The organism is Streptomyces sp. NPDC018610 (assembly GCF_044391765.1).
GTDB lineage: Bacteria > Actinomycetota > Actinomycetes > Streptomycetales > Streptomycetaceae > Streptomyces.
Genome location: NZ_JBISAL010000013.1, coordinates 257,215 through 282,896 on the forward strand (window position 1 = coordinate 257,215; position 25,682 = coordinate 282,896).

The following is a 25,682-nucleotide window of genomic DNA, read 5'->3' on the forward strand; positions in this document are numbered from 1 at the left end:
TCCCCGTCATGTCCAGCTTGGCCCGCCGGGTCGTCAGCGAGGGTGGTCGCGGATGCGAGCCGGGGCGAGGTCTGGACGGGGTTCTCATGCGATCGTCTCCTGAGGTCACCGGCCGTCCGCAACGCCATGCCCGCGCCGACGGAGGCGGTCGTCAACGGTTCGCGACCCATGGTCCGTGCGATCCGTCTGATCCACGTGTCGCTGAATGACGGGATCACCGTTTCGTGTGGGTCCCGTGGCCCAGACGACGCAGCCATGAGGGAAGGACGTGACCGGCTCGGCGCACAGGGAAGCTGCGATCCTGGCGCTGGTCCGCGGCCGCCGGAGCCTGGTCCGGCAGAGCGGATGCCAGGTTCCCGGCGGGTCCGTCGCCGGGTGGTTCTGGCGCAGGGCCACGCGTTGTCGGTCAGGGCGGGTTCCGCGGTGATGCTCCGGGCGGCGAACCAGGCGGTGGCCCCGGTGAGCCACCGGGTCGACGCGCCGTCACCCGCGTCGCGCCGCTCACAGGGCTGCCGGTCGAAGGGCGGTGGACACCCGCTGCGGCGAGGAGACGGAGCATGAACTCGGCCAGGGCCGGTGGGCGGTCGCCTCCTCCAGGGTCCCAAGGGATCGAAGGGACTCAAGACCGTCATGTCACTGGCGCAACGGGGCCTCGAGCGACGGGCCATGACGGCGCGGGGCCGGCCGGGCCCGGTGGGCGGACGCCGCCCGGTGACGGCGATGTCACAGCGCATTGGTACGGTCCACTCGTTGAAGTGTGAACTGCAACAACCTCACGTTGCACATCCAGCACTCACCAGGGGTGGAATTTGAGCGCGGACCATCGCAGAGGCCGCAAGAAGAAGAGACTGCTCGTCTACGGGGTGGCCTCGGCCGTCGTGGCGACTGCCACGGCCGGCACTCTGGCCGTGGCCTCGACCGGAGCCTCGGGCTCCGGCGACGCCGCGGCCGACGCCCCGCGGGGCATGCGGCTGCAGGCCGAGTTCGCGGACGCGGCCAAGGAGTTCGACGTCCCGCTGAGCGTGCTGATGGCGGTCTCCTACCGTCAGACCCTGTGGGAGGACCACGACGGGCTGCCGAGCACCACCGGCGCCTACAACGTCATGGGGCTCACCCAGGTCGACCCGGAAAGCCTTCCGACCGGCGACGACGAGCGCGCGCAGCAGCTCGAGCAGATGAACCGCAGCGGCGATCCGGCCGTGGAGAAGCACTTCGACGCCGACAAGGCTCTCAAGAGCCTTCGCCGGAAGTCCGTCGACACGAGCGACCCGCGGCTGCACACCCTCCAGCAGGCGGCCGACCTCATCGACGTCTCCCCGCAGAAGGTGCGCCAGGACGCCGGCGAGAGCGTCCGCGCGGGGGCGGCGCTGCTCGCCAAGTACCAGAAGGACGCCACCGGTTCGCTGCCCGAGGACCCGGGCGCGTGGTACCCGGCCGTGGCGCGCGCCAGCCAGGCCACACAGACCCGGGGAGCGCAGCTCTTCGCCGACCGCGTCTACGAGTCGATCAAGACCGGCGAGCAGCGCGTCACCACGGACGGCGAGTCGCTCACGCTGCCGGCCGACCCGTCGGTCCAGCCCGAGCGGCAGGCGGCCGTCCAGCTCCCCAAGAGCGCCGTCGCGGGTGTCGCGGCCGGCTCCTCCGGGCTGACCGCGCAGTGCCCGTCCTCGCTGAAGTGCGACTTCCGGCCCGCCGCGTACAAGCAGAACAGCGGCCCGGACGACTGGGGCAACTACAACATCGCCAACCGTCCCTCGAACGGCGAAGAGATCAACTACATCGTCATCCACGACACCGAGGGCAGCTACGACGGTTCGCTGCAGGTCTTCCAGAACCCCGCGTTCTACGCCAGCACGAACTACCTGATCCGCGCCTCCGACGGTCTGGTCACCCAGGTCGTGGAGAACAAGGACGAGGCGTGGCACGCGGCCAACAAGAGCATGAACATGCACTCGATCGGCATCGAGCACGAGGGCTACGCGATCAAGAAGGGGAGCTGGTACACCGAGCCCGAGTACGAGTCCTCCGCGACGCTGGTGAAGTACCTGGCCGCCAAGTACGGCATCCCGCTGGACCGTGAGCACATCATCGGCCACGACGAGGTTCCGGGCGTACTGGGCGGCAACGTCGCGACCCAGCACTGGGACCCGGGCCCGTTCTGGGACTGGAACCACTACATGCAGCTGCTGGGCGCACCGACCGGCGCGAGCGGTGCGGGCGGTCTGTACCGGGCCGGGCAGGTGATCCGCGTCGTACCGCCGTTCACCACGGCGAACCAGCCGAAGCTCACCAACGGCAAGGACGCGGTCGACACCCAGCCGGCGAACTTCGTGTACCTGTACACCGCCCCGTCCACCAGCGGGCCCGCCCTGTCCGACCCGTACCTGGGGACGCAGACCGCGACCGAGGGCCCGAACTGGGCCAACAAGGCGGTGGCCGGCGGCGAGTACGTCGTCGCCGACGCGCAGCCGGACTGGACCGCCATCTGGTACGGCGGGCAGAAGGCCTGGTTCCACAACCCGGGCGGCCAGTTCGCCACCGTCGTCGGCACGCCGGACGTCGTCACACCCAAGGCGGGCGCCACCACGATCCCGGTGTACGGGCGCACCTACCCCCGGGACTCGGCGTACGCCGGTACGGGAGTGGATGTCCAGGACAACCCCACACTGGGCAAGAACTCCGATCCGTTGTTCAAGTACAGCGTCCCGTCCGGGCAGAAGTACACGCTGGCCGGACCGGCCGTGGTGGGCTCGTACTACAACGCCGGCCTCATCGACGGCACCGGCACGGCCTCCCGCGTGACGGTCGTGGACACCAACACCTTCTACCCGATCCGCTACAACCACCGGATCGCCTGGGTGAACGCCTCGGACGTCCAGCTCGTCAAGGGCACCGCCGCCGACCCGGGCACCGACCGCTACGACATCCTCGGCCGGGACGCGTCGGGTGTGCTGTGGCAGTACCAGGGCACCGGCAGCGCCACCGCGCCGTTCCTCACCCGCTACCGCGTCGGCGGCGGCTGGGGCGGCTACACCGCGGTGACGTCGATGACGGCGCTGCGCGCGGACGGCACCGGTGACATGGTCGCCCGCGACAAGAGCGGGGTGCTCTGGTACTACAAGGGCAGCGGCAAGCCTTCGGCGCCCTTCCAGTCGCGGATCAAGGTCGGCGGCGGCTGGAACACCTACAACATCCTGACCGGCGCCCGGGACCTGACCGGTGACGGGAAGGCCGATCTGATCGGGCGGGACGCCTCGGGTGTGCTGTGGCTCTACAAGGGCACCGGCAGCACGACGGCGCCGTTCGCCGCGCGGACCAAGATCGGTGCGGGCTGGAACACCTACAAGACCCTGACCGACACCGGGGACCTGACCGGTGACGGGAAGGCCGATCTGATCGGGCGGGACGCCTCGGGTGTGCTGTGGCTCTACAAGGGCACGGGCAGCGCCACCGCGCCGTTCGCCGCGCGGATCAGGATCGGCGGCGGCTGGAACACGTACAACGTGCTGAACGGCCCGAGCGACCTGGACCGCGACGGCAAGGCCGACCTGATCGGCCGGGACGCCTCGGGTGTGCTCTGGTTCTACAAGGGCACGGGCAGCGCCACCGCGCCGTTCGCGGCGCGGACCAGGGTCGGCGGCGGCTGGAACACGTACGACATGTTCGTCTGACACCGCCGACGGGGCGCGCGAGCGCTCCGCCGCACCTCCGCACAGACGTCGAGGGCCGCCTTCCGGGCGGCCCTCGACGGCGTGTGGGCACGGTGGGGTCGTCGACCGGTCCAGGGGCCGGAGCAGGTGAGGGCGGTGGGCGCGACTGAGCCGCCGTTCACGGTGAAGCCGGTGAAGCCGGTTGCGAAGACGTGCGGGAGCTGCGAGGACGTGCGGGGCCCGGGCGCGTGCGGCGGGGCCCGGCCGTGTCGTCGGTCGGGCCCCGCGGTGCGTCCGCGCGGTGTGTAGGGCGCGCGCTGGGGGTTACGCGGGGTTGTCCCCGTGGGTCAGGGTCTCCCAGGCGACGAAGAGGGCGTTGGTGCCGGCCGGGCGGTTCTGCTGGGTGAGCGCCTGGGTGTTGGTCATGGCGATGCCCAGGCGGTTGTGCAGGGCGTTGTAGCCGACCTCCGTGACCGGCCCGAGGCCCCGGTTCACCGAGCCCCCGCACAGCCAGTCGGGCACGGCCGCGCCGAGCTCGTACTTGGACTGGAAGCCGAGGGCCTGCCGCAGCCGCTCCCCGACGTCGGTGCCGTACAGGTCCTGGCCCTGGATCCGGCTCGTCTCGGCGACGTGCGAGATGGCCGAGATGCCGTACCCGGTGTGGGTGAAGTCGCGGCAGGTCTCCTGGGTGAGGCCGGTGACGAAGGTGGACTGGCCCTGCCAGTACGAGACGATCTTGTCGCGGGTGTTCAGGTTCTGGCTCGGCACGGTCTTCGGCAGGGCGCCGTCGGAGTCGAGGTAGACGTAAGCGGCCGTGCGGGTGCGGAACGTGGCCATGGCGGTGTCGTAGGAGGCCTTGTCCTCCAGGAAGACGGAGATGCCGACGGCGGCCTCCGTCATCGAGAGCTCCCAGTTGCCGTTGGAGTTGGAGCCCTTGATGACCACCGGCAGGTAGACGTCGCGCAGCATGGTCGCGAACCGGCCGGCGTTCGGCCAGGCGCCGGTGTACGTGTACTTGATGATCTCGGCGGCCTTGGGCCAGGAGGATCCGGCCCAGCCGGTCTGCAGCGGCGCGTTGCTGTTGGTGTGGCTGCGGATCACGGCCGACCAGGCGTCCATGATCTCGATGGCCTTCTGGGCGTAGCGCGGATCGCGGGAGATGTACCAGGCCAGCGCGTCGGTGTAGGCGGCGATGGCGTCCTGGCGCTCGTCGGTGCACCCGTAGTCGGGGTTGGAGTACGAGCCGCACTCCACGGTCGCGCGGGGCTTGGGGGTGCGGCCGAGGCCGGCGTAGGCGCTCGCCGTCATCTGGTCGTAGGCGCCCTTCCACGGCTGGGCGCCGGCCAGCACCTTGCCGCGGACGAAGTCCAGTTGGGCCCGGGAGACGGTCACTCCCGGGTGGACGAAGACGGCGGGCGCGGCCTCGGCGCGCTGGGCCCGGGGCAGCAGCAGGCCGCCGGTGAGGACGGCGGCCAGGGCGATCAGGAGCACGGCGCGGGTTCTGCGGCGGATGTGTGGGGGAGCGGCAGTCATGCGGCCATCCGTTCTCGTATGTGAACGCTGTGTCGGTCGTTGAACATGCGTGTTGGCCGGTGACCATAGGGACGGGCTCACGGGCCGTCAAGTGCTGGTGCCCCGGCGGGGATACGGCGGGTGGGTCCCGAGGGCGGGTTGGCGACCGTGACGGTCACGCCTCTTGACGCCCGATGGTCCGGACCTTTAACTTCACGGCTTAAACAAAGACCGATGGCGCTGCTCCGTGTTCCGTATGGTGAACGCTCGGAGCAGTGTCGAGGTCCCCCCACCCCCCACGCGAAGGGCCCCGCACATGGCCAGACCCCGCCCTGCCGTCCGCTCCGCGCGGACCGCCGCCACCACCGTCTCCCTGGCGGCGCTCACCCTGTCCGCAGGCCTGCTCACGGCCTCCCCGGCCGCGGCCGCCACCGGCGCCGTCACCGGCCTCGCCGGCAAGTGCCTGGACGTGGCCGGGGCCGGCACCGCCGACGGCACCGCGGTCCAGCTCTACGACTGCAACGGCACCGCCGCCCAGCAGTGGACCGTCGGAGCCGACGGCACGATCCGCGCCCTCGGCAAGTGTCTCGACGTCACCGGCGACTCCACCGCGAACGGCGCCAAGGTCCAGCTGTGGACCTGCACCGGCGGCGCCAACCAGAAGTGGACGGTCACCGCGGCGCACGACATCGTCAACCCCCAGGCCGACAAGTGCCTGGACGTCACCGACAACAACTCCGCCAACGGCTCGCGTGCGCAGATCTGGAGCTGCACCGGCGCGGCGAACCAGAAGTGGAACGCGCCCGCCGCGGACGGCGGCGGCAGCACCCCGGCGGCCCCGATGGCCGTCGCCCCCTACCTCTACAACGGCTGGGGCAGCCCGCCGAGCCCCGCCACGATCACCAACGCCACCGGCGTGAAGTGGTTCACCCTCGCCTTCGTGCTCAGCAACGGCTACTGCAACCCGCAGTGGGACGGCAGCCGACCGCTCACCGGCGGAGTCGACCAGCAGACCGTCAACACCGTCCGCGCGGGCGGCGGCGACGTCATCCCGTCCTTCGGCGGCTACAGCGGCAACAAGCTGGAGAGTTCCTGCTCCAGCGCCGGCGAACTGGCCGCCGCCTACCAGAAGGTGATCGGCGCCTACGGGCTCAAGGCCATCGACATCGACATCGAGGCCGACGCCTACAGCAACCCCACCGTCCAGCAGCGCACCGTGGACGCGCTGAAGACCGTCAAGAACAACAACCCGGGACTGAAGGTCTACGTCACCATCGGCACCGGCCAGAGCGGCCCCGACACCTCCCTGATCAACCGCGCGGCCTCCTCCGGCCTGACCGTCGACGCCTGGACCATCATGCCGTTCGACTTCGGCGGCGCCGGACAGAACATGGGCACTCTCACCCAGCGCGCGGCCGAAGGCCTCAAGACCGCGCTGAAGAACGCCTACCACTACAGCGACGACCAGGCCTACCGCGACATGGGCATCTCCTCCATGAACGGCGTCACCGACAACAACGAGACCGTCACCGTCGCCGACTTCCGCACCATCCTCGCCTACGCCCAGCAGCACCACCTGGCCCGGCTCACCTTCTGGTCCGCCAACCGCGACCGGCCCTGCACCGGCGGCCCCGCCGACAGCTGTTCCGGCGTCAGCCAGCAGAACTGGGACTACACCAAGGTGTTCGCCGCCTACACCGGCTGACCGCCCACCGCTGCTCCGACTCGGCCTGTCCGCACGGGCGTTCAGGCCGAGCGCTCCCGGCACACCGTTCCCTCCCGCCCTGACAGCACGGTGAAACGGAGACCCCCCATGCTCACATCCGCCCGCTCTCTTCGGAGCGGACCGCCGGGCGCGGCCCCGCGCTCCTGGGCCGCCCTCCTCGTCGTCGCCCTGCTCGCCGCCTGCGTGGCCGCCCTGGCGCCGTCCCCGGCACACGCCGACGACCAGCTGCTCTCCCGCGGCCGTCCGGCGACCGCCTCCTCGGTGGAGAACGCGGCGTTCCCGGCGACCGCGGCCGTGGACGGCGACCAGGGCACCCGATGGTCCTCGGCGTTCGGCGACCCCCAGTGGCTCCAGGTCGACCTCGGCTCCGTCCGGCAGCTCAGCCGCGTCACCCTGCGCTGGGAGGCCGCCTACGCCAAGGCCTACCGGATCGAGACCTCCACCGACGCGCGGAACTGGACCACCGCCTACTCCACCACCACCGCCGGCGGCGGCACCGAGAACCTGACGATCGACGGCAGCGGCCGCTACGTCCGCCTCTACGGCACGGCGCGCGCCACCCCGTACGGCTACTCCCTGTGGGAGTTCGAGGTGTACGGCGCCGGCGGCACCACCCAGCCGCCGGACGACTTCTGGGGCGGCACCGCCGACATTCCCGCCGCGCACAACGCCGTCGAGGTGAAGATCCTCAACCGGACCAACGGCAAGTACCCCGACAGCCAGGTCTACTGGACCTTCGACGGCCAGACCCACTCCATCGCCGAACAGCCCTACCTCGACATGCCGGCCAACTCCGCGGGCCGGATGTACTTCCACCTCGGCTCGCCCGACGGCCCCTACTACGACTTCATCGAGTTCACGGTCGGCGGTGACGTGTTCAACGGCAACACCACACGGGTCGACGCGTTCGGCCTCAAACTCGCCATGCGGCTGCACAGCAAGGACGGCTACGACAAGGAGGTCGGCGAGAACCGCCAGACCTTCGCCGAGGACCGCGCCACCACCTTCCAGCGGTTCGGCGACGCCGTGCCCTCCCCGTTCAAGGTGCTCGCCCAGACCCAGGCCCCGTACCGCATCATCGCGCCCGGCAGCGACCCCGGCTTCCGCGCGGGCGGCGCCAACGCGAACTACTTCACCGCCTACGCCCGGTCCGTCGGCGTGGGCGCGGCCACCTCGGACATCTTCGGCTGCGCCGCCTCCCTGGCCGGCGACCCCGACATGTGCGCGGCCCTCAACCGCCACGTGGCCACGCTGCCCGCCTCCCAGCAGGGCGACCCGGCCCAGTACTACATGGCCGCGCCGGCGAACTACTACGCGAAGTTCTGGCACGACAACGCCATCGACCACCTCGCCTACGGCTTCCCCTACGACGACGTGGCCGGCCAGTCCTCCTTCATCTCCCACGGCGCTCCGCAGTGGCTGCTCGTGGCGGTGGGCTGGTAAAAGGTCCGGCGCCCCGCGGCACCGGACCGCGGGGCCGCCCGCCCGGACCGGCCGCCTCCCGGGCGGTCAGTCCGGGCGGGGCGCGTTCAGGCGCACGGCCATCAGCGCCACGTCGTCGCTGCCGTCCGGTGGCAGCCGGTCCAGCAGCCGCTCGCACGCCTCCTCGGGATCGGTCGGCGTCCGGGCGACCACCGCGGCGAGGGTGCCCAGGGAGTCCTGAAGATCCTCGTGGCGGCGCTCGACCAGCCCGTCCGTGACGAGGAGGATGAGCGAACCCGGCTCCACGGTGACCTTCCGGGCGGGCGGGTGCGGAAGGCCGAGGCCCAGGAGCGGACCGTGCTCGTGCACATAGGACGTGCCGCCGTCCGGGGTGCGGATCAGCGGCGGCAGATGACCCGCGTTGGCCACATGGACGGTGTCCGAGTCGAACTCGATCAGGACGACGCACAAGGTCACCGTCGCCCCGGGCTCCACGGACGTCAGCAGGTGGTCGAGGCAGGAGAGGATCACCTGCGGCGGGTGACCCTCGGCCGCGTACGCGCGCAGCGCGTGCCGCACCTGGCCCATCACCATGGCCGCGTCGAGCGAGTGCCCGGCGACGTCGCCGACGGCCACCACCAGGCCGGCGGGCGTGCTGATCGCCTCGTAGAAGTCGCCGCCTATCTCCGTGCGCTCACTGGCGGGCAGATAGCGCACGGCCAGGTCCGCGCGCGACGTCCTCGGCAGGCTCTCGGGCAGGAAGCCGCGCTGCAGGGTGAGGGCCAGGGCGTGCTCCTCGCTGTAGCTGCGCAGCGCCTCCAGCGCCAGGGCGCTCGCCTGGGTGAGCTGGGTCAGCAACTGCTCGTCGTCCGGGGTGGTGACGGCGTCCGCGGAGGCGATGACGACGACCGGCGGACGTTCGGCCTTGGCCCGGCCGACGACGGTGCGCCGACGCGCCGGGTCCTTGAGGTCGGGCGGCAGGCACGGCAGGTCGGTCTCCGTCGCCTTCGCCCTCCCGGGACCGGCGTGGTCGCCGCGCCGCTGCGGCCAGGCCGGCGTGGAGTGCACCTGCGGGCGGCCGGTCCGCTCCGGGCCGTCCTCGTCCTGCCAGGTGTGGGCGACCAGCGGACTGCCCTGGGGCGTGGTGAGCAGGGCGGCCACGCTGCACCGGAAGATGACGGCCGCCGCCTCGGCGGTCACCTCGACCAGTTCGTGGGCGTCGGAGGCGCTGTAGAGGGCCAGGGTGAGGCGGTTGAGCAGGTGCAGGCGCTCGGCCAGGAGCTCGGCGCGGCGCCGGGCGCGGGCGTAGCGCAGCGTCGCGGTGACCGTGGCGAGCAGTTCGTCGGGGGCCACGGGTTCGACGAGGTAGGCGTCGGCTCCGCGGTAGAGCCCCTGGGCCCGGTCGTCGACCGTGATGGCGGCCGCGGAGATGTTGATGACGGGGACGGCGGCGGTGGCCGGGGCGCCCTTGATGTGCTCGCACACCTCGAAGCCGGTCATGTCGGGCAGCCGCACGTCGACGATGGCGATCTCCGGCGCCGGGCCGGGGCCGCCGAGCAGTTCGAGCGCGCCCGTGCCGTCCTCGGCCTCGGTGACCCGGTGCCCGGCCCGGCGCAGCGTGGTGGCCAGGACGTACCGGTTCGCGGGGGTGTCGTCCACCACCAGGATGTGTGCCGGACTGAGGTCCATGTCGGGTCGGCGGGTCATCGGCGCTCCTCGGCCCTGGTCGACATCGGAGGGGTGCGGTCCGGCTCGTGCGCCGCGGCGGGGGCCGGGCGCGGCCGGCTCAGGGCGGCGGCGAGGTCCGCGGCGGCGAGGCGGGACTTGTTCAGCACGGTTTCGACCCCGGGCAGGCGCGCGCGGTCCACGTCGCCGGCCTCCAGCGCGGTCAGGACGACCACGGGCACATGCGCCGTCGCCGGATTCGCGGCCAGCAGCCGGTGCACCTCGTACCCGTCCGGGCCGGGCATGTCGAGGTCGAGGAGGACGGCGTCCGGGCGTTCGCGCTCCACGGTCGCCACGGCCCGGCCGCTGTCGGTGAGGACGGTGACGGAGCCGGCGAGCCCCTCCAGCAGTGGACGCAGCCAGGACAGGAACACCTCGTCGTCGTCCACGACCACCACGGAACCCGCCGAAAGAACCGCGTCGGCGGACGGCGCTTCTGGATGCGACGCCCGCGGCCGGGCGGTGGTGGCCGTGCCGTCCGGCGCCTCACGGGTGGCGGCGTCCTCCGCCGCCTGCCCGGCGGGGTGGGCGGGGATCTCGACGGTCACGACGGTGCCGCGGCCCTCCTCGCTGTCGAGCGTGAGTGTGCCGCCCAGCAGTTCCGTCAGCCTGCGGGCGTAGGGGAGTCCCAGGCCGGTCCCGGCCCGGCCGCGCTGATGCGGCCCCCGCACCTGGTAGAACTCCTCGAAGACACGGGTGAGTTCGCCGGCCGGGATGCCGACGCCGGTGTCCTGGACGCGGAAGGCGAGACGGCCGTCGCGCTCGCCACCGGCGATCTCCAGGGTCACCCGGCCCTCGACCGTGAACTTCAGGGCGTTGGACAGGACGTTGCGCAGGATCCTGGTCAGCATGACCTCGTCGGTGGCCAGGGGCACGGGCTGGACGAGGTCCGGGATGCGCAGCTCCACTCCCGGCTGCGCGGTGCCCTGGAGCATGCCGCGCAACTGGTGCAGCAGCGCCCTCAGATCGACCTCGGCGATGTGCGGCTCCAGCCGGCCGGACTCCGCCTTGGCGATGTCGAGCAGTTCGTCGACGAGGGCCAGCAGCGTGCTGCCGGACGCCTGCACGAGCGCCACCTGCCGGTGCTGTTCGTCGGACAGGGGGTCCGCCGCGCCGTCCAGCAGCAGCCGGGCCAGGGCGATGACGGAGTTCACCGGGGAGCGCAGCTCGTGGCTGACGTTGGCCCAGAACCGGCTCTTGTCCTCGTGGGCGAGCTCCAGCTGGCGGGTTTTGTCCTCCAGTTCGGCGTAGAGGGCGACGACACCGCTGTTCGTCTCCTCCAACTCGCTCGCCAGCTCGGAGTACAGGGCGACGACCCCGGCGTTGGTCTCCTCCAGCTCGGCGTTCAGCCGCTGCAGTTCCTCCTGCTGGCCCTGCGACTCCTCGAGCGCGGCCAGCAGTTGGCGGTTCTGCGTGCGCAGGGTGTCGATCAGGTCGGCCGCCGTGTCGGCGCCGGCGAGCCTGCCGCGTACGTCGGAGGCCAGCTCCGCCGCGGAGGCGGGCGCCGCCGGGACGCGCTGGGCGAGGACGAGTCCGTGGCGGCCGTCGCCGTCCGCGGGCAGCAGACGGCTGTCGTCGAGCAGGCGGGCGGCGGCGGTCAGCAACGTCGCGGGCGGCCGGCGCGCCTCCCGCCAGCCGAAGCGGACGACCAGGACCACGCCGCCGTCCTCCTCCAGACCGAGCCGCGCCGTCAGGTCCGAGGCGCCCAGCAGGTGCTCGCCGGCCTCGCTGACGACGGTCGTCAGCCGGACCAGGGGACTGCCCTTGAGACCGAGGGCCCGGCACGCCGACTGCGTGCACCGGCGCAGGACGACCACGTCACCCCCTTCCCGCAGGGCGATCGTGACGAGCTCATGGACGGACGGCACCGTGTTCACGACCGCCCGTGCACGGCCACGACGATCCCGGCGTCGTCCCTGCGGACCGCGGCCTGGCTGAGGACCTGCGCGGCCACCAGGGCGGGATCGTTGGCGAACAGGCCGGGGAAGTCCGCCGGCTTCCAGCGGTCGCTGAGACCGTCGGAGTGCATCACGAGGGCGCAACCGGGCGGGAACGGGGCCTCGAAGGTGCGCACGCGGGGCAGCTGCGCACCGACGATGCCCGGCATGGACAGCAGTCCGGTACGGGTCTGACCGGCCGTGACCAGCGCCGCGATGTTGCCGACGCCGCTCAGCCGCACCCGCTGCCCGGGGACGTCGATCAGTGCGATCGCCATGGCCGCGCCCCGGGTTCCGCGCAGACCCCGGTGGACGTCCTCCAGCACGGCCGCGGGGCTCGTGTGGCGGCTGTCGCGGAAGGCCTGCCGGGCCAGATCGGCGACCCGGGCCGCCAGCGGCCCGTGCCCGAGCCCGTCGCACATCATCAGCAGCAGCGCCTCCGGGCCGTCACCGCCGACCGTGCGCACGGCCCAGCTGTCGCCGCACACCTGCTCACCGCCGATCGGGCGGGTCAGCCCGCCGGTCTCCACCGTACGGGGCTCCGGCACCCGGCCGTCCGCCCAGAAACGCGCGTAGACCGCCGTGCCGCGCCCGGGCAGGGAGTGGACGCCGAAGACGTCCGCGAGCCGTCCGATGGCCCCCATGCCGATGCCCAGGCTGCCGACGGCGGACGTGCCGTCGCGCAGCGCCCGGCGGATGTCGTCCATGCCGGGACCGCTGTCCAGGGACAGGCACTCGACGGCCGCGCGGTCGCGGGCGCGCACGACCCGCAGGACCAGGGAGCCGTCCTCGGCGTGCTTGAGGAGATTGGTCGCCATCTCCGTCACGCACAGTTCGAGGCGTGCCACCCGCTCCTCGGGCAGGCAGATGCCGCGGGCCAGCTGCCCCGCCTGCCTGCGTGCCGCCGCCGCGAGGGCGACGTCCGAGCGCAGCCAGCACACGTCGCCGGCCTCGGCGACGAGGGCGCCCTTCACCGGCCCCACTTCACGATGCGCACGGTGGTGCCTTCCGGTCCGGACCGGATCTCGAACTCGTCGACGAGCCGTTTGGCGCCGCTGAGTCCGAGCCCCATTCCGCTGCCGGAGGTCCAGCCGTCCGTCAAGGCCAGTTCGATGTCCGCTATGCCGGGTCCCTGGTCCTCGAACTCGACGTAGATGCCGGAGCGTCCGGCTTCGGTGACGGTCACCGCGCGCACGACGCCCCCGCCGCCGTAGACCAGCATGTTGCGGCCGAGTTCGCTGGCCGCCGTGACGAGCTTGGTCTGGTGGACCAGCGACATGCCGCCGCGCTGGGCGAGGGTGCGCACCATCTGCCGTGCGGAGACGACGTCGCTGCTGTCGGCGACGGACACGGTGTCGGCCGAGGCCCGTGCGGCGCCGTAGTCCCTCATGCGCGGTCCGCGCTGAGACGACGCAGGAGTTTCAGCCCGCGCTCCAGGTTGAGGGCGGTACGGACGCCCTGAAGGGACAGTCCGAGCTCCACGAGCGTCATGGCCACGGCGGGCCGCATGCCGACGACGATGGTCTCCGCGCCGAGGACGCGTGAGATGGAGGCGTTGGTCGCCAGCATGCGCCCGACGAAGGAGTCGACGATCTCCAGGGCCGAGATGTCGATGACGACGCCCTTGGCGCCGGTCTCGACGATCCGGTTCGACAGGTCCTCCTGGAGGTCCATCACCATCTGGTCCTCCAGGTCCACCTGGATGGGGACCAGAAGGGTCTCGCCGATCTTGAGGATGGGCACGCGGTCGGTCACAGCAGCCCCCGCACGTCGTCGGCGGCGTCCTGGGCGACTTCCTTCAGCGCCTGGCGCAGCGCGTCGGACAGGGACGCGTTGGTGGGGATGTCGCCGAACTCGATGCCGAGCGCCACGATGGTCTGGGCTATCTGCGGGCGGATGCCCGAGATGGTGCACTGCGCGCCCATCATGCGGGCCGCGACGACCGTCTTCAGCAGGTGCTGGGCGACCTGGGTGTCCACGGTCGGGACGCCCGTGATGTCGATGATGGCGTGCGTGGAGTCGGTGTCGACGAGCGTCTGCAGCAGCTTCTCCATGACGACCTGGGTACGGGCCGAGTCGAGCGTGCCCACCAGCGGCACACCGACGACGCCGTTCCACAGCTTCACCACCGGCGTGGAGAGTTCGAGCAACTGCTCGGCCTGGGCGGAGATGATCTCCTCGCGGGTGCGGACGTACGCCTCGGTCGTCAGCAGGCCGAGCTCGTCCAGCAGCCGGGCGAACTGCAGATACAGCCGCGCGCCCTTCTCGTCGCCGGCGAGGGAGGACTCCAGCACCTCCTTGAGCGCGAAGACGCTGCGGGCGGTCTCGGTGGGCGTGAAGCCCTGCCGGGCCCGGCTGCGGGAGAGCTCGATCAGCAGACTGCGGGTCTCGCCGAAGTGCTCCCCGCGGCCGTCCAGGTCGCCGGCGGCCAGGGCGCGGAGCAGGGCCTCGTACAACTCTCCCAGTTCGCGGCCCAGTTCCGCCACGCTCAGACGGCCCTGCAGCTCCTCGCCGACCGTTCTGGTCCACTGGGTGAGGAACACGTCACGCTGTGCGGTGAGTGTCTCGACCAGGAGGGCCGCGTTGCTTTCCGTCGTCACGTCTTCCCACCAAAGCATTGATCGAATATGCCAAGAAGACGATACGGCAAGCGGGTGTGCGCCCATCGGACACTCCTCGGGGCCGGCCACGCGCCCCGGACCGCGGCGGCCGGTGGCCCCACGTCCCGCCCGCCGGGGCCGCTGCCCGAGAGGCCGGACGACACACCGGGCCGGGCCACGAGCAGGACGCCCGTCAGGGCCTGTTCACGGTCCGTCCAGCACGGTGACCGGATCGCCCAGCCGGACCGTGCCGGGCTCCAGCACGTCCAGGTACACCCCGAGGCACGCCAGTCGGCCCAGGTCGAGGACCGGGACGCGGTGCTCGCGGGCGACCGCGCGCATGACACCGGGGTCGGGCGGCAGTTCGTCGTGGGCGAGGGTGGGGACCACACAGCGGGGAGTGGGCACCAGGACACGGAACAGCGCCCCGCCCGCCCGCAGCCGCCGGCCGGGCCACGCGTCCTCCGCGAAGCCCGCCTCGTCCCCGGTGTCGACGACCAGGTTCGGCCGGAAACGGCGCGGATCGAAGTCGCCGGCGGGATGCACGGCCTTGAGCCTCCTCAGGGAGCCCGCGGTGAGGAGATGGATCCTGCCGAAGTCGAAGAACGTCCCCGCGGCCGTCCCGCCGACGGTGATCCGCTCTCCCGTGCCGTCCACGGACGCCGTCGCCCGCACGGCGTCCGGGACACCGCCCGCGTACTCGGGCACCGCGCGCTCCAGCCGGGCCCGCTGCGGCGCGGCGGCCGAGACGGACACCCGGCGGCTCGTCAACTCGGTCAGCCGCTGGTCCAGTTCGGGATCGCCCGCCATGAGGTGAGTCCCGTCGGGCAGTTCGACCCGGACGGCGCCGTCGCCGGCCGACCGGCTCCGGCAGTCCAGCAACCGCCCCCACTTGCGTGGGTGCTTGGCGCTCCCGATCGCGCCCGACTCGTCGAGCACGGCGTGGGTCCGGTCGCCGCGCAGGCCGTCGGGGGTGACGTCCACGGACGTCAGGGCCTCGCCGAGCATGGACTTCACCGGATACCGGCGCAACGCCGTCACGGACCCCGTGGAGGTCAGCAACCGGAGCGCTCCTGACCGGAGTTCGAGTCCGTCTTCGAGCGCTGCGCCGCCGCGAGGAACCGCTCCCGCTCGACGATCGCCCGGTCGATCTCGCCCGTGGCGACGAGGCGTCCGGAGTCGTCGACGGCCCGTACGGCGAAGGTGAGCCGTCCGTCGACCGGGGCGGCGGGCGGCTCCGCGACCACCTCGACGCCGCCGCCCACCGGGGTGGCGCGGAGGTGCTCGACCCGGATCGCCGTTCCCACGGTCGTCCGGTCCCCGTCCGTGAACGCGGCGGCGGCCCGTACGGTCGCCGCCTCCATCCACGCGATCAGCCGCGGGGTGGCCAGCACGGGCACGTCACCGCTGCCCAGGGCCACCGAGGTATCGGCATCGGTCACATCGCATCGCATGCCACCACGCTAACCCCTGAGCGCCCGGCCGCCGCCGGGCCGCCGGGCGCGCGCGTCAGTCGGACGGCGGGTACGTCAGACGTCCGTCGTGCACTCGCGCGTGCTCGTTCAGGACGGCCGGCTTCACCGTCGTGCCCGACATGATGTGCGTCACCTCCGCGCCGGCGACGATCAGGGCGTCGGTGATCAGTCTGCGGTGGCACCGCCACGGCACGGCCTCGCTGCACATGATCGCCGGGCGTTCGTGTGCGGCCAGTTCGAGCAGTTCTCGCAGGCCTTGCGCGAACTCGTCGGTGGCCATGTAGTCGGCGTAGTCGCGGAAGGCCTTGACCCGCCATGCGCCGTTCACGGTCGGTGTGCCCTTGGGCGTGTGCCGGCGGCCGCCCAGCCGGGGGATCCAGCGATACGTGATGTCGGGGGGCAGGGCTTCGACGATCGCCGACTGGTTCCACTGCGGGTACTTCCTCGACGAGGGGAAGGAGCGGACGTCCACCAGACAGGTGACGTCGTTGTCGCGCAGCAGCGCCAGCATCTCGTCGAAGTCGCGCGTGGAGTGCCCGACCGTGCGGATGCGGTTCATACCTGGAGTGTCGGCAACACCCGCCCCGCGCGCACGGCGGCGGACCGGAGGACCGACGGCGTCCCTGGCGAGGCCCTAGCGGTACACGGCCCCGAGTGAAGCGAGGAGCAGCACCCCGGCGAGGGAGAGGCCCAGGGCGCGGTAGGGGCGCCAGAGGGTGAGGACCAGGGCGGCGGCCCACACCGCACCCGCCAGGACGGCCGGCCACGGACCGATCGTGGTCCGAGCGGCGACGAGGACGAACGGCGCCAGGAGCAGCGTCGGCGGGACCACCGCGAGCCGCGGGCGGATGCCCAGCAGCCGGTACGCCACGATCAGCACGACGAGGGCGATGGCGAGCGAGGCGGGGATCGAGAGCAACGGCGCCAGCGTCATGCAGAAGTCCGACGCCTTGGCGCAGGTGCGGTCGTCGTAGCGGTTCGCCCAGTCCACGAGCGCGAACGACAGGTACGAGAGGAGGGCGCCGGTCACGGCGGCGCCCACGACGCGCCGGGCGACGGCCGCGCGGGAAGGAGCCGCCTGTTCGCCGGACCGCTCTGAGGAGGCAGTGTTCATGACAGCATGGTTTCCCATCGAGGCCGCCGGGGCCTGAGTACGGGTACTCAGGCCCCGGCGTGGGCCGGGGGAGGCCGGCTCGCGGCTTCCCCCGGCACCCGCGGTTTCTTTACTTGAGTTTCTTCTCCAGCACGTTGGCGTACAGACGCGCGCCGGCGATCTTCGGGTGGAGGGACGCCATACCGGTCGCCAGCGTCCCGGTGTTGTCCGCCTGCGAGAAGCCGGTGAGGACGATGCCGTTCACGTCCTCCGGGTCACCGCACGCCGCCTTGCCGTCGAACTCGTCGCGCGGGTCGGCGAACGTCACGAGGGCCGTGCCGGAGACCGCGTTGACGTCGGAGGCGGCGCCGTCCATCTCGTCGTCCAGGGTGTCCGCGACCGAGTTGAGCCACGGGGCCTCCTCGGTGCCGATGCCGGGGACGCACTGTCCGCCGCCCGACAGCAGGCGCGGATAGCCCATGAGGACGATCTTCGCGTGCGGCGCGAGGGCGTGGATCCTGGTCATGACGTTCGCGATGCGCGGGCGCACCTGGTCGTGCAGCCACTTCGGGGCCCAGTCCTTCAGCGGCCCGGTGTCTCCCGACACGTCGTCACCGGTGTCCGGGTCCTTGTTCCCGATCGACGTGTTCTGGCACAGGTCCAGGATGACCTTGTACGTGCACTGCTTGAACACGTCCGAGAAGCGGGCGTCGTTGCCGCCCACCGACAGGGTCACCAGGGTCGTGTTGGCGTCGAGGTAGCCGGCGTCGATCTGCGGCACCTCGTGGGACTGCCCCTCGGTGAGCATGTTGTAGGTGCGAGCGCCCGAGCAGGCGACGAAGTGGTAGTCCATGCTCGGGTCGAGGCCGTCGGCCAGCGCACCGATCGACTTGGAGTCGCCCGGCAGGGACGCCTGTCGCGACCAGGCCAGGGTGGAGCGGTGGCACTTGTCGATCAGCTCGTCGTTCAGCTTGTCGGGGTGGTCCGTCTCCGGGAAGAAGTCACCGCCGCCGGGGGCGCTGGCGCCCTCGCCCGAGGAGTAGGAGTCGCCCATGGCGACGACCATGTTCTTCGGCTTGGCGTCGAGCGGCTGGAAGGCGACGGCGCCCCAGGCGATGTCCTCGTCCGCCGTGCCGTCGGCCGTGGCGCTGGACAGGGACACCGTCGGCGTGCCGGTGAAGTGGAAGACGCCGAGGCTGGCCCAGCCTCCCGCCCGCTGGAGGAGCACCCGCTTGGGGCTGGTGCTGTCCGAGCCGCCCACCACGTAGGAGGCCTGGCGGGTCTGGGCGCCGGTGTCGGGCAACTGGACCAGGACGCGTGCCCAGCCCAGGCTCTTGTTGAGCGTCCACTTGCCGTCGATCGTCATCTCCCCGCCGGGACCGCCGAGGCGGTCGGCGTTACGGGTGTGCGTGTACCAGTAGTGGCCTCCGTAGCCGCCGCCGACCGAGTGCAGGTCCGCCTTGGCCTCGTAGTGGGTTCCCAGGGTGCTCGCGTTGAACGTGAACTGGAAGCTGCCCGAGGAGGACACCACCCCGCAGTTGCTCCAGCTGTTCGTCCCGTCGGGCACCGAGGCGACGACCCAGGGGGACGGAGCGCCGGTGCAGACCGGGGTGCCGTGCTGCAGCCGGTAGCCGCGGCCCGGTTCGGAGACCAGGGTGGCGTACTTGATGTTCTCGTGTCCGCAACTGGTGTCGCAGTCGTTCTTCCAGGTGGCGTTGGGCTTGTTCCACCAGTACTGCGCGTAGCACTCCTCGGTGCCGCAGTTCGGGGGCGACTGCGAGTCGCAGTTGTTGTTGCTGTTGCAGAAGGTGTCCAGGTCCGGCGAGACCCGGCTCCGGTAGGCGGTGCTGGTCCACCAGGCGGGACGGAAGCCGGCCGAGGAGAAGCCCGACTCGCCGGGCCAGTCCTGACGGCCGTCGGTGGAGTAGGAGAAGCCGGTGTCCATGGACCAGGCGGCCCAGCCCATCACCTTCTCCTCGTACGGCCAGTCCTGCGGGTGCGCCGCGTCGTGGTTGGCCTCGGTGCCGTCCACGTCGGTGTCCATGAACGGGTGGTGCCAGCTGTTCTTGAAGACCGGGTTGGCCGGGTTGTTGTACCAGCCGAGACCCCAGTGCCCGTCGTGCTTGGACGCCTCCGAGGGCGGGTTGAAGCCGAGGTTGTAGTTCCACGCGGCGGTGAACCAGTTCTCCACGCGGGAGGGGTCGTCGTTGTTGACGGTGACCGTCTGCCCGGCGGTGTGGACCTCGTTCCACTTGTCCGCGAGGATCTTCATGGACGCCGCGATGTTCGTCGCGTAGTCCACGGCGACGGCCTTCTGCAGGGCGGGGGACAGGCTCGTCTCCCCCGGCTTCTCGTGCCCCGGCAGGCGCATGCCGTCGGTGACCTGTCCGACGCCGTAACCGCAGTCGGACTTGTCCCAGTTGATGTTCCAGTAGGCGTTCGGGTTGCCCGGGTCCAGCTGGTGGCCGTAGTAACCGTCCACCGCGGCCAGGGGGTTTCCCATCTGGCCGGGGATGGACCCGGACTCGGCCTGCCACAGGTTGGATTCCTGGGCCATGATGCCGAGCATGACGTTGGCGGGGATACGCCCGCCGCCGATCAGCGTGGGCGGCGGGAACAGGCCCTGCGGGTCGACCGTGCCGAGACCCGTCTGGGTGGTGCGGTAGCCCTCCTGCCGCAGGTACTGCGAGCGCAGGTTGCCGCGGACGGCCATGTCGACGGCCCACTCGACCTGGTTCGGGGTGGGCTGCAGCGCCTGGGCGTTCATGTCGTTGCGGGAGATCGAGCACCAGCGGTCGGGGTCCGTGGGCTCGTGCGAGACGATGCCCGCCGCGACGCCCTTGGGCCGCGCGCCCGTGCCGGAGGCCGGCTTGCCCACGCCCGCCAGGGCCGGCGAGAGGTGCTCGGTGCCGTGCGGCGCCGTGGTCTGCGTGACCGTCTGGCTGAGCTTCGTCCCGGTGGCGGTGGCGGTGGACGTCACGGTGACCGGGGCGTCGGGAGTCACGGTGGCCGGCGCCTGCGCGGTGCCGTCCTGCGGTGTCGCCTTCGCCTTGTCGAAGCCCTTGCCGACGCCGGCGATGTGCGCCAGGCCCGCCCGGATGCCGGGGGTGAGGACGGTGTCGACGGCGAGCCGGCCGTCGGAGGAGACGTCCGCCTCGGACGGCGCGTCGATCCGGGTGATCCCGCTGCCGGCGGTGTGCGAGGTGCCGGTCGGGTGACCGGTCAGGAAGACCTTCTCGGCCCCGCCGCGCTTGAGTTCGAGGTCGCCGAGCGGGCCCGTGGCGACCGTGGTCGCCGTGCCGCCCGACTTCCACACCCGGGCCCGCGCCTTGTCGCTGCCGTTGCGCTCGACGAAGGCGACCTTTCCGCCCCTGACCGGGTGGATGTCGAAGGGCACCCCGCCCGCGGTGAGCAGGTCCTTGACCTTGCCCGAGCGGTCGAGGCGGATCAGGTGGCTGCCCAGGGCGCCCACGACGCCGTTGCCGGCGGGAACGGCGCTGGTGATCTCGCCCTTCGCCGCGGCCGTGCCGAGGGTCTTGCCGGCGGAGTCCACGGTGATGACGCGCGTCATGGTCTTCGCCGGGTCGTTCATGTCGCGGAAGGCGGTGAACGCGGCGGTGTGCGTGGTCGTGTCGCAGGAGGGGTCGAAGTACGCCAGTGACGCGGTGAACGGCAGCTTGGTCACCCGGCCGGTGGCGAGGTCGACGATGGCCGCGAACGCGCCTCCCTGCATCAGGTCGGGCTTGTTGGTGAAGGTGCGCGGCGCGTACACGGCGGCGACGTGGTCGTGGTCCATGACGCACTGGTTGCCGAGCCAGGAGTCGGCCGGCATGCCGGGCTCCGAGAGCACGGCCGCGGTCTTCCACTCGTACGCCTTGGCGCTGTCGGCGACGAGGATGCGCAGGCCGTTCACGTCGGCCGCGGCGGTGACGGCGCGGTCCTGGGACGTCTTCCAGCCCCGCCCGAGCTTGCGCGCGGGGTCGCTGACCCTGGCCGGCGGGGCGGGCGCCTTCTTCGCGGCGCCGGATGTCGCGGTGCGTGCGGCGGTGGCGGGCGCGGCGGTGGCGGGCACGGCCTGCAGCAGGCCGCCGGCCAGTGCGGCGCACGTCACCGCCGCGGCCACGGCCGCGCGTGTTCGTCTTGCGGGTCTCAAGTGAGAGCTCCCTGTCTCGCGTCGAGTCGGCTCACCGTCCCCGGTCCCGGGCACGGCGTGTTCCACCCGCCCCCGCCGACGGGACCGGCGGGCAGGCAGGGGGGCTTGGAGGGGTGGTCGGCCACGGGGGAGCCGGGGACGGCACGCAGGACGGTCTGCGCGATGTCCGCTCCGGGTGCGGCCGTTCGCGTGCAGGGGCGGCGACAGCGTTGTCGCCGCGGCACGCGGTGAGCCGGCTCACCGGGGCGGTGCGGATCGTGGCCGGTCGGGCGACCGGGGGCGCCCGGTCGGCACGGTGGCGGAGGTCTCAGGGGAGCGCGGGCGCTCCGCGGGATCCGGCGGCAGGGGCGGTGTCCGTGGCCGGGGACGGGGCCGCGGACCGGCGCGCCGCCTCGCACCACGTGAGGGGGGAGGGCGCGCCGTGGCTCGTCAGGGCGGAGTCGCCGGAGCGGCGGCGGCCTTACCGCTTTCCCCGAAACGCATGAGCCCCCCTTGCTGCGATGTATGCAGACGGAGGCAGCGCGGCAAGTGCCGTGCGAGACGCCCCCGTTGACGTGCACGCGCCTTCGGTGCGCCGGATTGGTCTGTTCCGGACCGAGGCGTGATCATCGTAGGCGAGGCATGGACACGTCACGCAAGGGCGGAGCCCGCAGATGGCGCGAATTCCTCCCCGGCCCCCCGGTGCCGCAGAGTCCTCCAGGAAATTCCAACTGACCGCCGTGACTGTGGACTTGATATGCGTTCAATGTGCGGCGCACGGCCCCCGGAGACCGTCCGGCGTGGCCTGTTCTCGCGGGACCGGCGCAAGCGTGCGCCCCACCGGCCGTCCCTCGGCCAGCGACCGGCCGTCGACCGGTCGTCCACCGCCGGACGGGCCCGATCTGCCCTCGGCAGAAGCCCCTTGGCGTGCTCCGTGACCGCTGATTGGCTTCCCCCATGGAACGCATGGAGATTCTGGTCCTCGGCGGTACGGCCTGGCTGGGCCGGGAGGTGTCCCGGCAGGCCCTCGAACGCGGCCACCGCGTCACCTGCCTGGCCCGTGGCGAGAGCGGCTCGGTGGCGGAGGGCGCGCACCTGGTCGCCGCCGACCGGCGCGAAGCCGACGCGTACGCGGCCCTGGCCGGCCGGGACTGGGACGCCGTGTTCGAGCTGTCCTGGCAACCCGGCTTCGTACGGCGCGCGGTGGCGGCCCTGGGCGCGCGGGCACGCCACTGGACCTATGTCTCCTCGGTCAGCGCGTACGCCTCCCACGGCGAGCCCGGCGCGGACGAGTCGGCCGCGCTCCTGCCCGCCACGGACCGTGAGGAGGCCGGCCGGGAGCAGTACGGCGAGGCCAAGTCGGCCTGCGAGGCGCTCACCCGGGCCGCCCTGGCCGACCGCCTCCTGATCGCACGCCCCGGGCTCATCGGCGGACCCGGCGACCACAGCGACCGCACGGGCTACTGGGTGGCCCGCGCCGCCCGTGCGCCCGAGGAGCCGCTGCTCGTCCCCGACACCCCCGACGCCCCCACGCAGACCGTCGACGTACGCGATCTGACGGCCTGGCTCCTCGACACCGCCGAGCGGCGCACCACGGGCGTCTACAACGCGCTCGGCCCGACGGTGCCCTTCGCCGAGTGGATCGAACTCTCCCGCCGCGTCGGCGGACACACCGGACCGGTCGTCACGGTGCCGTCCCAGGAACTCCTCGCGCGCGGAGTGGGCGAGTACATGGGCCCCGGCTCACTGCCCCTGTGGCTCGTCGAACCGGGCTGGGAGGGCTGGGCGGCCCGCGACGGCTCCGCAGCCACCGCGGCGGGCCTGCGCCACCGCCCCCGCGCCGACCTCCTGGCCGACACCCTCCGCTGGGAACGCGAACAGGGCCTGCACCGCCCCCGCAGGGCGGGTATCGCCCAGGACAGGGAACGCGAACTCCTGGCCTCCCTGGGATAGAGACCCAGCGCTCCCCGGGGCCCGCCCGCGCGTGACCGGCCGGCCCCGCGGAGCGGACTTTGCCATCCCTTTACAACCCCGGCCGGCACCGCGTCGTCTCTCCGTCCGATTCCGCACCGGACAGCCGCCCGGCGCTCCGCGCAGGAGACGACCGGGCCGATCGAGGGAGACTTCTCATGCGTGCACGGACCTTCTTCGCAGCCGTCGGCTGCGCCGCGGCCCTGGCCGCCGCCGGGGCCGGAACGGCCCTCGCCGACAGCGGCGGCTCCCACCCCACGCCGGTGCCGTCGGCGCCCGCCGAGACGGGCGGCGCCGGCGGGGGCGCCGCCACCCCCGAGCCGGTCCCGAGCCCGGCCGGCCCGACCACGGCGGACAGCCGGGGCGGCGCGGCCCCCACCGCCGTGAAGCCCGTCCCGAGCCCCGCCGAGGCGGGCACCGGCGGCCAGGTCGGCGTGGTGCCCGCGGGCGCCCCGGACACCGGGGTACCGCCCCAGGCGTCCGAGACGACCGGGACGACGACCACCACCGGCGCGGCGGCCGGCGCCGGAGCGCTCGTCCTCGGCGCGGGCGCGCTCGTGCTGCGCCGCAGGCTCAAGGCCCGGGGCTGACCCGTGCGGGCGTCCCGGACGACCGCGCTGCCGACGGTCCTCGCCACGATCTGCCTGACGGCGTACGCGGTCGCCGGCTGCGAGGCCGCACAGAAAGCCTCGCCCGCGGCCGCGCCGTCGTCCGCGCCCGCGCGGCCGACCGGAGGCATGGCGGCCGCGCGGCCCCCGGCCGCCGCCGGCACGGCCGCGCCCGCCCCGATCGCACGGTCGGTCCCGGTACGCCTGCGCATCCCGGACATCGGGGTCGACACCCCGGTCACCCGACTCGGCCTGGAACCCGACGGTACGGTCCAGGTCCCGCCGGTCGGACCCCGTTCCCCGGCCGGCTGGTACGGCGGCTCACCCACCCCCGGCCAACTGGGGCCGTCGGTGATCCTCGGTCATGTGACCGTCGGCCGGTACGGGGACGGGGTCTTCCTCAGGCTGTCGCGGCTGAGGCCGGGCGCGCGCGCCGTCGTCCGGCTCCAGGACGGCACCTCGGCCACCTTCACGGTGGACGCCGTGCGGACCGTGGCCAAGGACCGGTTCCCGTCCCGTGCGGTCTACGGCGACACCGACCATCCGGAACTGCGCCTCATCACCTGCGGCGGTCCGCGGACCGGCGCCGGCTACCGCGACAACGTGATCGTGTTCGCCTCACTGACCGCCGTGCGGCACGCGGCCTAGGGTCCTTCGTACGGATCGGGCCGGACGAGGGGGCGGTGCCACAGCACGCGCGCGGCAAGATCCGAACGAGAGGCCCTGGCCACGGCCCCCTTCACCTTCCGAGCACATGGAGAGAGTTGAGCCGGTCCAAGGACAGGGCAGCCGCCGAGCTGTTCGCCGACCTCTACCCCCGCCTCGCCGGCTGGTGCCGCCGTCTGGTCGACGACGACGGCACCGCCCACGAGATCGCCTCCGAGGCGTTCACCCGCCTGTGGACACGCTGGACCGCCGTGGAGGAGCCCCGCGGCTTCCTCTACGTCACGGCGGCCAACCTGGTGCGCGACCACTGGCGCAAGCTGGAGCGCGAACGCCGGGCGGTGCGGCGGGCCGGCACCGAAGCGGCGCTGGCCCGCCCGCAGGAGGGCGCGGAGACCTCGGTCCCGGTACGGCTGCTGGTGCAGTCGCTGCCCGAGCGGCTGCGCACCGTCGTTCTGCTGTACTACTACGCCGACCTGCCGGTCCGGAAGATCGCCCTGCTGACGGAGCGAAGGGAAGGCACCGTCAAGGCCGATCTGCACGCCGCCCGGGAGTACCTGCGCGCCCGACTGGGAGGACACCTTGATCACACCCATTGAGCCCTGGGACGAGGACGGCGACGGAGAACTGGCCGCGCTGCTGCGCCAGGGCCCGGCGGTGCTGGCGCCGCCCCCCGGCGCCTTCGAGGGGATCCGCCGCCGCGCCGCCCGCCGCCGGGGACTGCGCGCCGCGGCCGCGGGCGGCGCGACCACGGCGGTGATCGCCGCGGCGGCCCTGCTGTGGCCCGCCGCGGACCCGACCGGCCCGGCCCCCGTGTCCCCGCTCGCCCCGCCGGCCGGCGTCTCCGCCCCGGCGACCGCGCCCGTGGACCCCCCCACCTCCACCCCCGGGCCCACTCATGGCACGCCCCTGCCGAGCGTCCCGGTGCCGACACCGTCCCGTTCCTCGCCGTCCGAACCCACCACCGCCGTCGGGGGCAGCGGCTCCGGCGGCCCGGCCGGCACGGGAGGCGGCCCGGTCGCCATCCCGACCGGGAAGGGGCCGGGGAACTGAGGTGCCTTCGCGTATCGGAACACGGCAAGGGCGGGTCCGCGTTGATGGCGGGCCCGCCCTTGGTGTCGTGGGCCGGGGTCAGGCGGTGGGGAGGGTGGTTCCCTGGACGGCCTGG

20 protein-coding genes are annotated in these 25,682 nt (G+C 72.6%); 8 read left to right on the forward strand and 12 right to left on the reverse strand.

Features of this window, described 5'->3' with window-relative positions; genetic code table 11:
• Positions 1-809 precede the first annotated feature (809 nt).
• On the forward strand, positions 810-3,671 hold the full coding sequence (locus ACH5A8_RS30565; RefSeq protein ID WP_399007206.1) for an N-acetylmuramoyl-L-alanine amidase: 2,862 nt from the start codon (positions 810-812) through the stop codon (positions 3,669-3,671).
• Between the two features lie 303 nt (positions 3,672-3,974).
• Here ACH5A8_RS30565 and ACH5A8_RS30570 read toward each other — a convergent pair whose 3' ends face one another.
• Positions 3,975-5,183: an alginate lyase family protein gene (locus tag ACH5A8_RS30570; RefSeq protein ID WP_399007207.1), complete on the reverse strand. Its 1,209-nt coding sequence runs from the start codon at positions 5,181-5,183 to the stop codon at positions 3,975-3,977.
• A gap of 295 nt (positions 5,184-5,478) precedes the next feature.
• Between ACH5A8_RS30570 and ACH5A8_RS30575 the strand changes: the two genes are divergently transcribed.
• Positions 5,479-6,867 carry a lectin gene (locus ACH5A8_RS30575; protein ID WP_399007208.1) on the forward strand — a complete coding sequence of 463 codons (1,389 nt, stop codon included), beginning with the start codon at positions 5,479-5,481 and terminating at the stop codon, positions 6,865-6,867.
• A 108-nt stretch (positions 6,868-6,975) separates the two neighbouring features.
• A complete protein-coding gene (locus ACH5A8_RS30580; RefSeq protein ID WP_399007209.1) occupies positions 6,976-8,331 on the forward strand; it encodes a beta-1,3-glucanase family protein in 1,356 nt (451 codons plus the stop codon).
• 66 nt (positions 8,332-8,397) lie between these two features.
• On the opposite strand, the gene ACH5A8_RS30585 is transcribed toward ACH5A8_RS30580, so the two are convergent.
• The 11 genes from ACH5A8_RS30585 to ACH5A8_RS30635 form a co-directional block, all read right to left on the reverse strand.
• Positions 8,398-10,017 (reverse strand): SpoIIE family protein phosphatase, encoded by a 1,620-nt coding sequence (locus ACH5A8_RS30585; RefSeq protein WP_399007210.1) that lies wholly within the window; start codon positions 10,015-10,017, stop codon positions 8,398-8,400.
• Positions 10,014-11,912: an ATP-binding protein gene (locus ACH5A8_RS30590; protein ID WP_399007211.1), complete on the reverse strand. Its 1,899-nt coding sequence runs from the start codon at positions 11,910-11,912 to the stop codon at positions 10,014-10,016. The genes ACH5A8_RS30585 and ACH5A8_RS30590 overlap by 4 nt, the downstream gene beginning before the upstream one ends.
• Positions 11,909-12,955 (reverse strand): ATP-binding SpoIIE family protein phosphatase, encoded by a 1,047-nt coding sequence (locus ACH5A8_RS30595; protein WP_399007212.1) that lies wholly within the window; start codon positions 12,953-12,955, stop codon positions 11,909-11,911. The genes ACH5A8_RS30590 and ACH5A8_RS30595 overlap by 4 nt, the downstream gene beginning before the upstream one ends.
• The gene (locus ACH5A8_RS30600; RefSeq protein WP_399007213.1) at positions 12,943-13,362 is read right to left on the reverse strand and encodes an ATP-binding protein; all 420 of its coding nucleotides are present in this window, start codon (positions 13,360-13,362) and stop codon (positions 12,943-12,945) included. The genes ACH5A8_RS30595 and ACH5A8_RS30600 overlap by 13 nt, the downstream gene beginning before the upstream one ends.
• Complete coding sequence (locus ACH5A8_RS30605; protein WP_399007214.1) at positions 13,359-13,727, reverse strand: STAS domain-containing protein; 369 nt, start codon at positions 13,725-13,727, stop codon at positions 13,359-13,361. The genes ACH5A8_RS30600 and ACH5A8_RS30605 overlap by 4 nt, the downstream gene beginning before the upstream one ends.
• Positions 13,724-14,572: an STAS domain-containing protein gene (locus tag ACH5A8_RS30610; protein ID WP_399007215.1), complete on the reverse strand. Its 849-nt coding sequence runs from the start codon at positions 14,570-14,572 to the stop codon at positions 13,724-13,726. The genes ACH5A8_RS30605 and ACH5A8_RS30610 overlap by 4 nt, the downstream gene beginning before the upstream one ends.
• 204 nt (positions 14,573-14,776) lie before the next feature.
• Entirely contained in the window at positions 14,777-15,634 is an 858-nt protein-coding gene (locus ACH5A8_RS30615; protein ID WP_399007216.1) for an MOSC domain-containing protein, read from the reverse strand.
• Positions 15,628-16,014: a thioesterase family protein gene (locus ACH5A8_RS30620; protein ID WP_399007217.1), complete on the reverse strand. Its 387-nt coding sequence runs from the start codon at positions 16,012-16,014 to the stop codon at positions 15,628-15,630. Before ACH5A8_RS30620 ends, ACH5A8_RS30615 begins: the two co-directional genes overlap by 7 nt.
• A gap of 67 nt (positions 16,015-16,081) precedes the next feature.
• The gene (locus tag ACH5A8_RS30625) at positions 16,082-16,606 is read right to left on the reverse strand and encodes a DUF488 family protein (protein WP_399007218.1); all 525 of its coding nucleotides are present in this window, start codon (positions 16,604-16,606) and stop codon (positions 16,082-16,084) included.
• A 75-nt stretch (positions 16,607-16,681) separates the two neighbouring features.
• The gene (locus ACH5A8_RS30630) at positions 16,682-17,161 is read right to left on the reverse strand and encodes a hypothetical protein (RefSeq protein ID WP_399007219.1); all 480 of its coding nucleotides are present in this window, start codon (positions 17,159-17,161) and stop codon (positions 16,682-16,684) included.
• A gap of 109 nt (positions 17,162-17,270) precedes the next feature.
• Positions 17,271-21,293 carry an SGNH/GDSL hydrolase family protein gene (locus ACH5A8_RS30635; RefSeq protein WP_399007220.1) on the reverse strand — a complete coding sequence of 1,341 codons (4,023 nt, stop codon included), beginning with the start codon at positions 21,291-21,293 and terminating at the stop codon, positions 17,271-17,273.
• Positions 21,294-22,238: 945 nt separating this feature from the next.
• Between ACH5A8_RS30635 and ACH5A8_RS30640 the strand changes: the two genes are divergently transcribed.
• From ACH5A8_RS30640 to ACH5A8_RS30660, 5 genes are all read left to right on the forward strand, one after another.
• Positions 22,239-23,225 carry an NAD-dependent epimerase/dehydratase family protein gene (locus ACH5A8_RS30640; protein WP_399007221.1) on the forward strand — a complete coding sequence of 329 codons (987 nt, stop codon included), beginning with the start codon at positions 22,239-22,241 and terminating at the stop codon, positions 23,223-23,225.
• A 176-nt stretch (positions 23,226-23,401) separates the two neighbouring features.
• Positions 23,402-23,833: a sortase-dependent protein gene (locus ACH5A8_RS30645; RefSeq protein ID WP_399007222.1), complete on the forward strand. Its 432-nt coding sequence runs from the start codon at positions 23,402-23,404 to the stop codon at positions 23,831-23,833.
• A gap of 3 nt (positions 23,834-23,836) precedes the next feature.
• Positions 23,837-24,499, forward strand: a complete 663-nt coding sequence (locus ACH5A8_RS30650; protein ID WP_399007223.1) for a class F sortase — start codon at positions 23,837-23,839, stop codon at positions 24,497-24,499.
• A gap of 116 nt (positions 24,500-24,615) precedes the next feature.
• On the forward strand, positions 24,616-25,113 hold the full coding sequence (locus ACH5A8_RS30655; protein ID WP_399007224.1) for an RNA polymerase sigma factor: 498 nt from the start codon (positions 24,616-24,618) through the stop codon (positions 25,111-25,113).
• On the forward strand, positions 25,097-25,567 hold the full coding sequence (locus ACH5A8_RS30660) for a hypothetical protein (protein WP_399007225.1): 471 nt from the start codon (positions 25,097-25,099) through the stop codon (positions 25,565-25,567). The genes ACH5A8_RS30655 and ACH5A8_RS30660 overlap by 17 nt, the downstream gene beginning before the upstream one ends.
• Positions 25,568-25,682 lie beyond the last annotated feature (115 nt).

Bases quoted from the DNA above. Each gene is read 5' to 3' on its own strand.
- ACH5A8_RS30640 (WP_399007221.1), top strand. From the start codon at position 22,239: ATGGAGATTCTGGTCCTCGGCGGTACGGCCTGGCTGGGCCGGGAGGTG.
- ACH5A8_RS30600 (WP_399007213.1), bottom strand. From the start codon at position 13,362: ATGAGGGACTACGGCGCCGCACGGGCCTCGGCCGACACCGTGTCCGTC.
- ACH5A8_RS30575 (WP_399007208.1), top strand. From the start codon at position 5,479: ATGGCCAGACCCCGCCCTGCCGTCCGCTCCGCGCGGACCGCCGCCACC.
- ACH5A8_RS30580 (WP_399007209.1), top strand. From the start codon at position 6,976: ATGCTCACATCCGCCCGCTCTCTTCGGAGCGGACCGCCGGGCGCGGCC.
- ACH5A8_RS30585 (WP_399007210.1), bottom strand. From the start codon at position 10,017: ATGACCCGCCGACCCGACATGGACCTCAGTCCGGCACACATCCTGGTG.
- ACH5A8_RS30645 (WP_399007222.1), top strand. From the start codon at position 23,402: ATGCGTGCACGGACCTTCTTCGCAGCCGTCGGCTGCGCCGCGGCCCTG.
- ACH5A8_RS30630 (WP_399007219.1), bottom strand. From the start codon at position 17,161: ATGAACACTGCCTCCTCAGAGCGGTCCGGCGAACAGGCGGCTCCTTCC.
- ACH5A8_RS30625 (WP_399007218.1), bottom strand. From the start codon at position 16,606: ATGAACCGCATCCGCACGGTCGGGCACTCCACGCGCGACTTCGACGAG.
- ACH5A8_RS30570 (WP_399007207.1), bottom strand. From the start codon at position 5,183: ATGACTGCCGCTCCCCCACACATCCGCCGCAGAACCCGCGCCGTGCTC.